The sequence below is a fragment of the Rhodococcus sp. 14-2483-1-2 genome (genome assembly GCF_002259405.1).
In the GTDB taxonomy this organism is placed as follows: domain Bacteria; phylum Actinomycetota; class Actinomycetes; order Mycobacteriales; family Mycobacteriaceae; genus Rhodococcoides.
In genome coordinates, this window is sequence record NZ_NPFW01000008.1 from 73128 (window position 1) to 86054 (window position 12927).

The window sequence follows — 12927 nt, forward strand, 5'->3', positions numbered from 1 at the left end:
AAGGATGCACCGCCCGACCTGCGCGGACGAGCACGTCCCGACCGCTCGATGCAGCTGCTCGGTACGTTCCTCAACGGGTACATGCAGGCGGCTGCCGGTGCGGAGTACAACGATGCCGTCGCAGGCCACAATCCCGATTCCGCACTGAAGTTGGTCGTCACCGAGCGCGAGATCGTCGCCGAGGACAACGATGTCGCCGCTCTCACCCTCGCGTCGCCGACGGGGGAGCAGCTGCCGATCTGGCATCCGGGCTGTCACCTCGATCTGCACCTACCCTCGGGCCGCCGCCGGCAGTACTCATTGTGCGGCAACCCATCCGACCGTAGTTCCTATCGCATCGCGGTGCGCCGAATCCCCACCGGCGCAGGCGGATCCATCGAGATGCACGGGCTGCAGCCGGGCACCGAGGTCACCGTCCGCGGGCCGCGCAACGGGTTTCCGTTCGTCGGCGAGGGCAGCGCCCTGTTCATCGCGGGCGGAATCGGTATCACCCCCATCATTGCAATGGTCCGTGCGGCACGGATTCTCGGTATGGACTGGCAGTTCGTGTACTGCGGTCGCTCCCGCGACACGATGCCCTTCCTCGAGGAAATTGAGAGTTGGGAATCGGACCGCGTGTTCGTCCGCACCGACGATGTGTACGGCTACCCGACCGAGGGCGAACTGCTCGAGCGCGCCCCGGCAGGCGGTGCCGTCTATTGCTGCGGCCCCACCCCCATGCTCGACGCCGTCCGCCGCGACTTCCGCCAGTGCCCGGCCACCGCACTGCATTTCGAACGTTTCGGCCCGCCACCGATTCTCGACGGCACGCCGTTCGAGGTGCAGCTGATCAGCACGGGCGCTGTGCTCGACGTCGCCGCCGACGCCTCCGTGCTGACGGCGGTCAAGCAGCAGAAGCCCAACATCGCGTACTCGTGCCAGCAGGGCTTCTGTGGCACCTGCAAGGTTCGTGTGCTCTCCGGTGAGCCCGAGCACCTGGAAACACGATTGACCCCCGAAGAGCAGCGCGATCACATGCTCATCTGCGTCTCCCGCGCACGCAGCGCGCGCCTCGTACTCGATCTATAGAACGGAAAACTGTTGAGCAGCAATGCGGTTCGTACGACGGTCGTCAACGAGGGAATCCGACTGGCGGTGTTCGAGAGCGGCAACCCCGAGGGTGACCCGATCGTCCTCGTCCACGGGTGGCCCGATACCCACGAGCTGTGGAGCCACATCGTGCCCCAGCTCGAGGACCGCTTCCGGGTGATCAGTTACGACTCCCGCGGTGCAGGCGAGAGCTCGGTTCCCCCGGAGCAATCGGCGTACAAGTTGGCGCGTCTGGCATCGGATTTCTACGCTGTCGCCGACGCCGTCAGCCCCGACGCCCCGGTTCACGTGCTCGCTCACGACTGGGGTGCCGTGGAGGTCTGGGAAGCCGCGGCTCAACCGCAGGCGAAGGACCGAATCCGCTCGTACACATCGATTTCCGGTCCGAACCTCGATCACCTCGGCAAGTGGTCGCAGTCGCGGCTTCGCAGACCCACGCTCACCGGCGTCAAGCAGGTGCTCGCCCAGGTCCGCGCGTCGTGGTACACCGTCACCTTCCATATCCCCGGTCTGTCCACGCTGCGGATCAAGCGGCAGTTCGCCAAGGGCTGGCCTGCGTTCCTCCAGGAGTTCTCGGGAGTCGACCCGAAGCTCGTCACTCAGAACCCCACGCTGTGGTCGGATGCCACCAACGGCACAAAACTGTACCGCGCGAACATCATTCCGCTCCTGGGCAATCCACGCGAGCGGTACATCGACATCCCGGTGCACCTCATCGTCAACACCGAGGACGTCGCAGTGCGTCCGTATCACTACGACGACACCGGCAAGTGGGTGAAAGACTTGACACGCAACGATATTCCGGCCGGACACTGGTCGCCGATCTCCCATGCCGACGACATCGCTCGATTGACGAGGGAGTTCATCGACTCGCTGGACCGACGCTAGACCCGATCACCCCGCCAGGTGCCCGCGCAGCGTCGACTCGGTGTACTCGGCGCGAAAGACACCGCGCCGCTGCAGGATCGGAACCACCTGGTCCACGAAGTCCTCCAATGAGTCCGGGTAACGCGGACACATCAGGTTGAATCCGTCGGCGCCGCGGCCGATCCACGATTGCATCTCGTCTGCGATGGACTCCGGTGTGCCGATCATCGTGGCGTGCCCGCCGCCGGCCGCGAGGGTGCCGAGCAACTCCCGCACGGTGGGGGCGTCCTTCTCGACGATCCGCAGGATCGTCTCGTAGCGGCCCTGTGGTCCGGTAAACTCGGCCGCCGGCGGCAAGGGCGGCACCGGAGCATCGAGTTCCCATGCAGCGCAGTCCTGTCCGGTGAACGTCGACAGCATCGCCAGCGACTGCTCGGTGGGCAGCAGCTCATCGAGTTCGGCCTTCTTGCGTCGGGCCTCATCCATCGTCGACCCGATGTACGTCACCAGCCCCGGCATGATTCCCACTGCCGCGCTGTCGCGGCCCGCATGGCAGATTCGCGTCTTCACGTCCTCGTAATAGCTCTGCGCGGCAACAAGATCGTAGGCGACGGCATAGATTGCCTCGGCGTACGCGGCAGCGAGATCACGACCCGGACCCGACGCCCCGGCCTGGAAGAGCACCGGCCTCCCCTGCGGTGAACGCGGCACCGTCAGCGGGCCGTCGACCCGAAAGTGCTTGCCGTCGTGGTCGATGGCATGCACCTTGGCCGGGTCCGCATAGGCTCCGGCGCGATCGAGCGTCAACGCGTCGGCGTCCCACGAATCCCACAGCGCCAGTGCAGTATCGACGAACTCTTCGGCGCGGGCATAGCGCTCCTCGCGAGCCGGAATGACGTCCATCCCGTGGTTGCGTGCCTCGGCGTCGAACATGGAGGTGACGACGTTCCAGCCGGCTCGGCCGCCGCTGATGTGATCGAGCGACGCCAGCATGCGCGCGGCATGGAACGGGGTGTAGAACGTGGACGACACCGTGGTGACGAGACCGATATGCGTGGTGGCCCTGGCCATGGCCGACAGCGCGGTGATCGGCTCGAGGAACCAGGTTCCGGCTCCGGCGGGGTCGCGCACCGAATGTCCGTCGGCGAAGAACACCGCGTCGAACTTTCCCCGTTCGGCGAGCTGGGCGAGTTCCTCGTAGTACGAGATATCGCCCAGGTCCTCCACTCGCGACTCGGGATGACGCCACGCCGCACTGTGGTGGCCACAACCGTAGAGAAAAGCGTTGAGGTGCATGTCAGTCCTTGACCAGGCCGCCGTCGACGACGAGATTCTGGCCGGTCACCGACCGCGCCCACGGCGAAGCGAAGAACAGCAGTGCGTCGGCGAATTCCTCGGGGGTGGTGACGCGTTGCAGCGGGGTCGAGGCCGCGATGAAGTCGAACACCTCTACCGGGGTGGCGGCACTGGCGTCGGTGGTGCGCAGCAGTCCACCCGAGACCATGTTGACGGTGATGTTGTCTGCGCCCAGGTCCGCGGACAGAGTGCGGGTCAGCGAGAGCAGCGCCGCCTTGGAGGCCGTGTAGTCGTGGTACGGCACCACTGGATTCTGGAACAAGTTGGTGCCCACGTTGATGATTCGGCCGAAGCCCGCCTCACGCATACCCGGCAGCGCCGCCTGGGTGGTGAGCAACGCTGCGCGGACGCTGCCACGCAACTGGGTATCGAAGCGCTCCCAGGTGATGGTGTCGGCCTTGGGCCGCGCATCTCCGTCGAACGAGAAATCGGCCAACGCGTTGTTGACGACGGTGGTGATCGGGGTGCCGAAGTGTTCACGCGCAGTGCCGAACAGCGCGGCGACGGCCGACTCGTCGGTGACGTCACCCTGTACTGCGATCGCGTTCTCGCCGATCCGGTCTGCCAGCGCCTCGGCGGCATCTTTGCTGTTGCGGTAATCGATCACCACACGTGCACCCTGACCGGCGAACGCCGCGGCGATCGATGCCCCAAGTCCGCGTCCACCGCCGGTGATCAGCACTGTCTGCTCGTCGAATTTCATGCGCCTCGCCTCTCGTTCGAGGTCGGGACCGTCACGAGGGGACAGGAATACCGAACGTCACGACATTCCCTTCGCTGGTCCTAACCAGATCAGGTTCGACGGGTGTGTTCTCAGCCCCTGGGGGCACCCCGTGTCGCGCTCGACTGTACCCACAGGCCTCGATATGGCGCTGCATTGCCGTCGATACGGCTCTCTAGCTCAGTCGATAGATATCCGAATACGACGATGACAAGTTACTGTGCCGCCATGGCCGAACGCGTCTACCTGGAGTATCGCCTCGACGAGAACGTCATCTTCGTTCTCGACCACCGGACTGTCGAGGTGTTCGACGCCGCCGTGAGGATCGCATCGGGCGGGCGCTGTCGCTGGCACGTCGATCATCTGGGTGTGGACGCGAAACCGACCCGGGACGGCACCAAGATCGTCCTCGGTCTGCGAACATCCGACGGCAGCATCGGCTACGCGGGCGACCGAATGAAGTTCACCGTCACCGACGAGCAGTTGCCGCACCTGCTGGCGTTCTTCGACCGCGCCAAGGCGGCCAGAGCACTCAGCTGACGATCGCCCAGCCGTGCGCGGGCACCGTGATCCTGCCTCCGTCCAGATGTGCCTCGCCGGCGATCACGTCGTTACCCTCGACCGCGTAGTCGATGGCGTCGTCGCCGAGATTCAGTGCCACGGTGATGGATTCGTCGTCGGCAGACGCTCGGAAGACGAGTGCGGTGTTCGTCAGTTCGAGCGTTTCGGTGCGCGCGGAGTACAACCACGGGTTTCGACGCCGTACACCGATCAGCTCCTGATGAATACGGAAGACCGGCCAGCCGTACGGGGCGAGATCGTCGGACGTGTCGGGGTACTCCGGACGCACCTCGTCGTCGCCGCCGACTCGGTCCTCCTTGATACCGCGGAAGGCCTGCTCGTCGCCGTAGTAGACCATGGGCATACCGCCCACGGTGAACAGAACCACCAACGCATGCACCAGATGTCGCTCGTCCTCGATGACGCTGGCGATGCGATTGACGTCGTGATTTCCGACGAACGTGGCGGGCACGAAGGCGTCGAGCCACCCGTTGTGGCGCTCCAGAGCATGGGAGAGCTCGAAGAAGTTCTTCTCGCTCAGACCGCTCCAGATCGCCTTCCACAGCTCGTACTGGGTGGCCGAGTCCAGTGTGGACGCCGAGACGATCCTGTCGTAGTCGCCGTGAATGACCTCACCGAGAAAGTAAGCGTCCGAATGCTTCTCGCGGACCTTCGGCAGTACCGCGGCCCAGAAGCGCGGCGGTACCGCGTAGGCAGCGTCGAGCCGCCAGGCGTCGACACCACGGTCCAGCCAGTGCGAGAGCACGTCCAAGACGTACTGCTGCACATGCGGGCTCTCGTGGTTGAGTGCCACCAGTTCGTCGTGGCCCTCGAAGTTGCGATGCGTCGGCTCGTCACCGGACCAATCGAGATGGAACCACTGCGCGGCCTCGGAGTCCGGGCCCTCGTCGAGAGCCTGTCGGAACTTCGGAAAGCTCTGCGCCACATGGTTGAAGACGCCGTCGAACATGACCTTCAGGCCGCGCGAGTGCGCAGCGGCGATCAGCGAGTCGATGTCCTCGTCGGTGCCGAGCCTGCCGTCGACATGGTAGTAGTCGACGGTGTCGTAGCCGTGCTTCTCGGACTCGAAGATCGGACCGAGGGCGATGCCCGACGCACCGAGCTCGAGTGCGTAGTCGAGCCACTTCTCGATTCTGTTCAGCCGGTGCAGATCCGACTGGGATTCGCCGTCCCAGCCGTGCACCGGCGCTCCGGTGAAGCCGAGCGGGTACAGGTGCCACCAGATGGCGTGCTTCGTCCACTCCATCAGGACTCCATGATCGAGTCGAGGCCCAGTTCGCCCGCACCGGTGTGGCCCGAGAGGCTCGTCACCAGATCGAATTCGGCGAGCAGACAACGTAATACGTGTGCAACGCCCTCTTGCCCGCCGAGTGCCAGGCCGTAGAGGAACGGACGGCCGAGCAGAACCGCATCGGCCCCGAGCGCCAGCGCTTTGGCCATGTCGGCACCAGTGCGCACACCGGAGTCGAACAGGATCGTCAATTCGTCGCCCACAGCCTCGACGATGGACGGCAACGCGTCGAGTGATGCTCTGGCCCCGTCGATCTGACGACCGCCGTGATTGGAGACGACGATGCCGTCGACTCCGTGCGCGGCCGCCTCCCTGGCGTCGCCGACCGTGCAGATCCCCTTGAGCACGATCGGGCCGCTCCAGTGCTCCCGCAGGAACGCCAGGTTCTTCCACGAGAGACCGGGGTTGGGGAACATCTGCGCCCAATGCATGGCCGCTGCAACAGGATTCTCCTCGACCGGCTGCCCCAGGCCGGCCTGGAACGCCGGATCGGTCAGGTAGTTCTCGATGCCGAGGTTGGCCAGGAACGGGAGGTAGCCGCGGTCCAGATCGGCAGGCCGCCAGCCCAGCAACGTCGTGTCGAGCGTCAGCACCAGTGTGGTGAACCCGGCGTCCTTCGCGCGCTGCAGGAAGCTCAGCAGAACCGATTCGTCCGTCGGCCAGTACAACTGATACCAGCGGGGCGCGTCGCCACCCGCCTCGGCGATCTGCTCGAACGAGTGCGAGGCCTGCGTCGAATGGATGTACGGCACACCGAGTTCCGCGGCTGCACGGACGGTGGCGAGCTCTCCGTCGGGGTGCGCGAGAGTCTGAATACCCACCGGAGCGATCAGCAGCGGTGCAGGCATGTCGGTGCCGAGCACGGTGCACGCATGATCACGGGCCGCCGAGCTGCGCAGCATCCGCGGCGTGATGGCCCATCTGTCGAAAGCCGCACGGTTCGCACGGGCCGTCGAGCCACTGCCCGCGCTGGCGACGATGTAGCCGAGAGCCTCGGGTGAGAGCGTCTCGGCAGCCTGGTCCTCCAGCTTCGCCAGGTTGGTGGTGATCGACGGTGTCTGCTGGGCGAACATCCCGGCGGCGTAGATGCCGAGTTGGTGATCGCTGAAGTTGCTGGGCCTGGCCTCGGTCATCGTTCGACCCTACCGGGGCACCGCCGAGGATCGGGCGAGAAATGCGTCGAGCAGAGCCGAGCAACGCACCCGAGCTGCAGGTTCGGCGTCGGCGATGGCCCGGCGAATCTCGTGCACGTCCACACCGTGTTCGACGCCGTCGCGGTCCCAGGCAGCGGCCCACGCGTCGTAGGTGTCGAGGTCGATCTCGGGGTGGAACTGCAGTCCGAGGTGCGGTCCGAGGACGAAGGCCTGTTGCGCGGCCTCGTTGCGGGCGATCACCGTGGCCTGCGGAGGAGCGGTGAAGGTATCGCCGTGGAACTCCATCCACGGTCCGGGGGCGATGAGCTCGGGGTCGGACGTCTCGACGTCGACGAATCCGTACTCGGGACGCTCGGACCTGCGAACGGTGCCGCCGAGTACCCGAGCGAGCAACTGCCCACCGAAGCAGACACCCAGGATCGGGACCTGCGCGTCGACCGCGTCCTGAACGTAGGCGATCTCCGGCGCGAGCCAGGTCAGCGTGTCGTCGTACGCGGCGTCGGGCGAGCCCATGACGAGCAGCAGCTGCGCGTCGGACAGCGGCGGCGGCGCGAGGTCGGGGCTGTGGTCGAAGGAGTGCACGTCCAACTGGAAACCCCTGGTGCGCAATTCGGCGTCGAGGGTGCCGATGTCGCGTCGCGCGAGAGCCGGGTCCTGATCGTGGACGAGTACTACGGCGCGCGGGTCGTTCGTGTATGTCACAGGGCTCCTTTACGGTGTTCGTGCACACCGTACGACAGACTGGATCCGATGCCACCTCGTAGACGCACAGCCAGATCCACCACTGCCCGCACCGTCAAGGTCGGGCAGAGCAGCGCTGCCCGAAAGTTCGCGGCCGCCAAGAACGGTGAGCCTGCAACGACGAAAGCTGCCCCGAAGAAGGCCGCACCACGCAAGCGGGCAGCGCCGCGCAAGACGTCGCCTCGTAAGACTGCTGCCCCTGATCTGCGGGTTCCCGATCCCGGTGAGCGCGTCTGGGTGCTGGACGTGCCGTTCGAGGATCGGTCGGCGGCGGGCGCGGCCGGGGCGCGCTGGTATCCCGGGCCTCGGGTGTTCGCGTACTACGGCACCGAACTGCCGGAGTATCTGCAGCCGTACGAGTCGATGCCGTACAGCCTGCAGCGGTGGCTCGAGGACGATGCCAACGAGAACTGGCGTGACGAGGTGGTGCGCGAGCGCGCGATGCAGCCGCGTGAGACTCAACTCGAATCCGTTCGACGCCATCTCGCCGCGCTCGAGGCCGGGTTCCCCTACTTCGCGCAGATGGATTCGACGGGTCTGGGCAAGACGTTGGCGGTGTGCGAGGCCGTTCGGCAGATGTCGGCGGCCGAGATCGGCACGGTGCTGGTGGTGGCCCCCAAGGGTGCGTTGCCGGGGTGGCGTCGAACCATTGCAGACAGCGAGGCGGACATCGAGCCGTCCGAGCGCAAGCGTTGGCTGCTGATCACCTACCAGTCGACGAAGAAGCTGCTGTCGGTTCCTCCCGAGACCGACCTGGGCAAACGCAAACGGACACAGAACAAGCGGACCATCTCGCTCGGCGAGCTTCGATTCGACATCGATGTGGTGATCGCCGACGAATCGCATGCGCTGATGAACATCGAATCGCAGCAGTCGCAGATCCTCTGGCGATATCAGGAGGCGGCGCGCTCGGTGGTGTGGATGTCTGCCACGCCCGGTTATCAGCCCCTGCACTTCGCGTACATGGCTCGTGCGGTCGAGCGCAGCCGCGGGGTCGAGATCCTCGGTGACGAGGAGTATCTCGGCTACGCGGTGACGATGAAGTGGGCCGAGTTCCTCATCGAATCCGGGTTCGCCGTCAAGGCAGGCAAGGCGACGACGGGGCTGACGACGTGGCGGTGGGAGCCCGAGGATGCGGCCCGACGCGCCCGCGATATCGCGTCCGTACACGGCTGGTTGTCGGGAGGTGCTGTGCCGTGGTCCATTTCGCGCCCCTCGCCGCCGACTCCGCGCGAGCCACTCGGCCAGGAACTCACTGCCGCGCAGAAGCGCCTGTACAACTCGGCATGGGTGGACTATCGCAAGGAAGTCGGCCTACCGATCTGGAAGGCCGTCGGCGGTAAGCGAGTACTGCAGAAGAACCCGAGCACCCGCGCCGCGACCCTGCGATTCCGTCAGAAGTGTTCGTACTTGCGCATTCCCGCGTCGGCCGATCAGGTGCGCACATGGGTCAAGGCCGGCAATCAGGTGTTCGTCTCGATGTTCTACCGCGAGTCCGTCGCGGCGCTGGCGCAGACACTGCGCGACGAGGGCCTCGACGTCGCAGTCGTCGACGGCAGTATGAGCAGCCCCGATCAGGAGGCGTCGATCAGACGGTTCCAGACCGGCGACGCGTCGGTCATCGTCTCGACCACCACCAGCGCGATCAACCTGCACACCAACGAGTTACTGCTCCCGGAGGGCACGGTCTCCACCCTCGCACCACGCGTGACGCTGATCCACGATCCTCGGTGGACACCCATCGACATCAGGCAGATCGAGGGTCGGGCGAACCGAATAGACAAGGACCACAACCACACGACGTCGACCTGTTACTACGGTTACGCCGAGGGCACGGTGGAAGAAGAGATGGTGCTCACCGGCATCGAACGCATCGCGGATCTCGGGTCGATCGTGGGGCAGGCAGATCTGATCGACCCCGAGGCATTCCTCGCAGCGAAAGTGGATGCCGGTAAATAGCGACAAATGTGACCATTCCTCCATCTCGGTGGCGTAGCTTCGGTCCCATCGGCATTCGCCGGTAACGGGCTCACAGTGGCACCAGGAGTAGTCATGATCGTTCTCGGAATCATCCTCGCCCTCATCGGCTATTTCGCCGGCATTTCGATCTTGACGACTGTCGGCATCATTCTGGTGGTCGTCGGCGCGGTTCTGACGGTGCTCGGTTCGATGGGGCGCGCAGTCGGTGGCCGCAAGACGTGGTTCTGACATACGAGTTAGAACATACGTTCGATTCCTGCTAGTGTGAACGCGCCCCCGGAGTTGGCGATGCGGCCAGCGGAGCCACTTCGGGCGGTCCATATCGGATGCGGCGGATTCGTCGAAAGTGGGCGCGCGCGATGGCACTCGAACCCGAGCCCGCGGCCGGCTCTCTGTACCGCGTCGGGGATCGGTGGGCCGAGAGAGCACCGACGCGATGTGGCAACGGTCATCGGCTCGTCGCCGGTTCGGTTCTCGTCGGGTCACGAGCCTGTTCGTGCGAGCTGGGGCATCACCGCACGCATCAGTGCCAGTCCTGTGGCGTCGTGAGATTCACACCGGAGCTGGGCCCGTCGTGCAGTGATGCGAGCTTCGACTCCCGCGCCGCGCGCGCTCGGCCTGCCGTCGTGGACAATCGGAGTCATGAGCGAGGTCATGAAGAACGGTGAGACTGCGGTCGACCTGGGTCGACTGAGACAAGATTTCACACGATTCATGATGAGCTACAAGTTCGGGATCGACGAGTTGATCACGAAGATCAACATCTTAAAGCAGGAATTCACCCATATTCACCGGTACAGCCCCATTGAGCACGTCTCGTCGAGGTTGAAGACCCCGGAAAGTATTTTCGACAAGGCGCAACGGAAGAAGTGCGCCCTGACTCTCGATGCGATTCGCGAGAACATTTTCGACGTCGCCGGAGTGCGCATCACCTGCAGCTTCATTTCCGACACCTACCGCATCGCGGACATGCTCAGTAGCCAGACCGACATTCGGGTCGTCGAGGTCAAGGACTACATCGCGAACCCGAAACCCAACGGCTACAAGAGCTTGCACCTGCTGGTGGAGATCCCGGTGTTCATGTCCGACCGCGTCCAGCCGGTGCTCGTCGAACTGCAGATCAGAACCATCGCGATGGATTTCTGGGCGAGCCTCGAGCACAAGATCTTCTACAAGTACCGCGGGCAGATCCCGGACACTCTGCTGGCGGAGCTGACCGAGGCAGCCGAGAGCGCCAACAAGCTCGACGAGAAGATGGAAAGCCTGCACGACGAGGTGGTCGAGCTGGGCGGCGAGGCAGAGAACTCCATCGCTCTCGGCGCTCTGCCTCCCATGGCGTTGCCTCCCGAGCTACTGCACATGCTTCTCACTGCGCAGGCCGAGGCGATCGACCCCGACCGGGCTTGAAAGTCACCACAACGAAGAACCCCGCTGCTCGACGGTGAGCAGCGGGGTTCCATTCTCGTGTGCGTCTAGCCGATGTGGACCGGAGTGTCGCCGACGGGCAGGTCGTCCTTCTTCGCGCGGACCAGCACCAGCACGACCGGGCACACCAGTGCGACCAGGATCGCAGCGGTTCCGAAGGCCCACGCATAGCCCGATACCTCGGCTGCGAAGGCGTGATCGATGGTGGCGAGCACGAAGTCGCGGATCGGCTCCGGCAGCGCGGCCAGTACCTCGTCGCTGGGAATTTCCTGGCCGGCAAGCGCCTCGGCCGGCACTCCTGCGGGCGGAGTCGGGGCCGGGTTGTCGGCCAGGTACGACGTCTTGGACGAGGTGTAGACCGTGGTGAACACCGCGGCGCCGAGTGCGCCGCCGACCTGCAGAGTGGCGTTGATCAGAGCGGATGCCGCACCCGCGTCGTGATCGGGGACGCCGATGAGCGCAACGTTCTGCATCGGCACCATCAGCAGACCGAGGCCGAGTCCGAGCAGCACGACGCCGGGAAGCACGTGCGTCCAGTACGAGGTGTCGACGCCGATCTGCGTGAGCAGCAGCAGGCCGATCGCGGAAACCACCGGGCCGACGGCCATCATCGGCTTGGGCCCGATCTTCGGAACGAGAGCCGACGCGATCGCAGCGGTGATCAGGATGCCGCCGGTCATGGGCAGTGACGCGACACCGGCGATCACCGGGCTCATCTCGAGCACGATCTGGAAGTAGAAGGTCAGGTACAACGTGCCACCGAGCAATGCCGCACCGATGACGGCCGACCCGATGTATGCGGCACCGCGGTCGCGGTCGAGCAACACACTCAGGGGGAGCAGCGGGTTGGCGGACTTGGATTCGACCACGACGAACGCGGCGAGCAACGCGAGGCCGAGTGCGATGAAGGAGATGGTGGGTACCGTCGCCCAGCCGTTTTCGGCTTCGGTGAAGCCGTAGACCAGTGAGGCCAGTCCGAGTGCGACGAGGATCGCGCCGGGCAGGTCGTAGCGGGTATCTCCGTGCGCCTTGCTTTCCTTGACCAGCGGGACTGCGGCGGCGATGGCAATGACGGCAACAGGGATGTTGACGAGCAGGCACCAGCGCCAGTTCGCATATTCGGTGAGCACTCCGCCGAGGAGCAGGCCGACGGCTGCGCCGCCACCGGCGATCGCTCCGAACACGCCGAATGCCTTGGCTCGTTCCTTGGTGTCGGTGAAGGTGACCGTCAGGATGGCCAGTGCTGCAGGTGCGAGCAATGCAGCGAAGACGCCCTGACCTGCGCGTGCGATGAACAGCTGCCAGCCCTCTTGGGCGAGTCCGCCGACTGCGGAGGCAACGGCGAAGCCGGCCATGCCGACGATGAACGACCGCTTGCGTCCCCAGTAGTCGGCGATGCGGCCACCGAGCAGCAGCAGTGCACCGAACGCCAACGCGTAGGCGGTGATCACCCAGGTGCGGCTGGTGTCGCTGATGCCGAGGTCGATCTGCGCCTGCGGCAGGGCGATGTTGACGATGGTGCCGTCCAGCACGATCGTGAGCTGTGTGATGGCGACGATGCAGAGCACCAACCAACGGCGCTCGTAATTCGGATTCTCGGCCAGCGCCCCGTGTTCGGAGACCTGCGACATGTTTCTACCCCACTCGTACTCGTTGATTCTGGGCACGAAAAATGTCCCGACCGAAAAGGTAGGCCACTCTGTCGGCCGTGTCAAACGAAC

Annotated in this window: 12 protein-coding genes and 1 riboswitch; of the genes, 6 read left to right on the forward strand and 6 right to left on the reverse strand. The window is 65.0% G+C overall.

Features of this window, described 5'->3' with window-relative positions; genetic code table 11:
- Positions 1-48: 48 nt before the first annotated feature.
- Together CH295_RS08270 and CH295_RS08275 are read left to right on the forward strand one after the other, a co-directional pair.
- Entirely contained in the window at positions 49-1068 is a 1020-nt protein-coding gene (locus CH295_RS08270) for a PDR/VanB family oxidoreductase (protein WP_252341973.1), read from the forward strand.
- Positions 1069-1080: 12 nt separating this feature from the next.
- Positions 1081-1977 (forward strand): alpha/beta fold hydrolase, encoded by an 897-nt coding sequence (locus tag CH295_RS08275; protein ID WP_094740372.1) that lies wholly within the window; start codon positions 1081-1083, stop codon positions 1975-1977.
- Positions 1978-1983: 6 nt separating this feature from the next.
- Here CH295_RS08275 and CH295_RS08280 read toward each other — a convergent pair whose 3' ends face one another.
- Together CH295_RS08280 and CH295_RS08285 are read right to left on the reverse strand one after the other, a co-directional pair.
- Positions 1984-3252 carry an LLM class flavin-dependent oxidoreductase gene (locus CH295_RS08280; RefSeq protein ID WP_094740373.1) on the reverse strand — a complete coding sequence of 423 codons (1269 nt, stop codon included), beginning with the start codon at positions 3250-3252 and terminating at the stop codon, positions 1984-1986.
- A 1-nt stretch (position 3253) separates the two neighbouring features.
- Complete coding sequence (locus tag CH295_RS08285; protein WP_094740374.1) at positions 3254-4015, reverse strand: 3-oxoacyl-ACP reductase; 762 nt, start codon at positions 4013-4015, stop codon at positions 3254-3256.
- 48 nt (positions 4016-4063) lie between these two features.
- A riboswitch (TPP riboswitch) is annotated at positions 4064-4156 on the reverse strand.
- A 105-nt stretch (positions 4157-4261) separates the two neighbouring features.
- Between CH295_RS08285 and CH295_RS08290 the strand changes: the two genes are divergently transcribed.
- Positions 4262-4573, forward strand: a complete 312-nt coding sequence (locus tag CH295_RS08290; protein ID WP_094740375.1) for a hypothetical protein — start codon at positions 4262-4264, stop codon at positions 4571-4573.
- Here the strand turns inward: CH295_RS08290 and CH295_RS08295 are convergent.
- The 3 genes from CH295_RS08295 to CH295_RS08305 are packed head-to-tail and all read right to left on the reverse strand — an operon-like array spanning position 4566 to position 7762.
- Positions 4566-5861, reverse strand: coding sequence for an alpha-amylase family protein (locus CH295_RS08295; protein WP_094740376.1), 1296 nt, complete (start codon positions 5859-5861; stop codon positions 4566-4568). The two genes, CH295_RS08290 and CH295_RS08295, sit on opposite strands and share 8 nt — an antisense overlap.
- Positions 5861-7039 (reverse strand): alpha-hydroxy-acid oxidizing protein, encoded by a 1179-nt coding sequence (locus CH295_RS08300; protein ID WP_094740377.1) that lies wholly within the window; start codon positions 7037-7039, stop codon positions 5861-5863. The genes CH295_RS08295 and CH295_RS08300 overlap by 1 nt, the downstream gene beginning before the upstream one ends.
- Positions 7040-7048: 9 nt before the next feature.
- Complete coding sequence (locus CH295_RS08305) at positions 7049-7762, reverse strand: type 1 glutamine amidotransferase (RefSeq protein ID WP_094740378.1); 714 nt, start codon at positions 7760-7762, stop codon at positions 7049-7051.
- 48 nt (positions 7763-7810) lie between these two features.
- Here CH295_RS08305 and CH295_RS08310 point away from each other — a divergent pair, with 48 nt between their 5' ends.
- The 3 genes from CH295_RS08310 (at position 7811) to CH295_RS08320 (ending at position 11188) form a co-directional block, all read left to right on the forward strand.
- Positions 7811-9760: a helicase-related protein gene (locus CH295_RS08310; protein WP_252341962.1), complete on the forward strand. Its 1950-nt coding sequence runs from the start codon at positions 7811-7813 to the stop codon at positions 9758-9760.
- Positions 9761-9853: 93 nt separating this feature from the next.
- The gene (locus CH295_RS27740) at positions 9854-10009 is read left to right on the forward strand and encodes a DUF6131 family protein (protein ID WP_094608853.1); all 156 of its coding nucleotides are present in this window, start codon (positions 9854-9856) and stop codon (positions 10007-10009) included.
- 414 nt (positions 10010-10423) lie between these two features.
- A complete protein-coding gene (locus tag CH295_RS08320) occupies positions 10424-11188 on the forward strand; it encodes a GTP pyrophosphokinase (protein ID WP_052048086.1) in 765 nt (254 codons plus the stop codon).
- 65 nt (positions 11189-11253) lie between these two features.
- On the opposite strand, the gene CH295_RS08325 is transcribed toward CH295_RS08320, so the two are convergent.
- Positions 11254-12873: an MFS transporter gene (locus tag CH295_RS08325; RefSeq protein ID WP_252341963.1), complete on the reverse strand. Its 1620-nt coding sequence runs from the start codon at positions 12871-12873 to the stop codon at positions 11254-11256.
- Between the last annotated feature and the right edge of the window lie 54 nt (positions 12874-12927).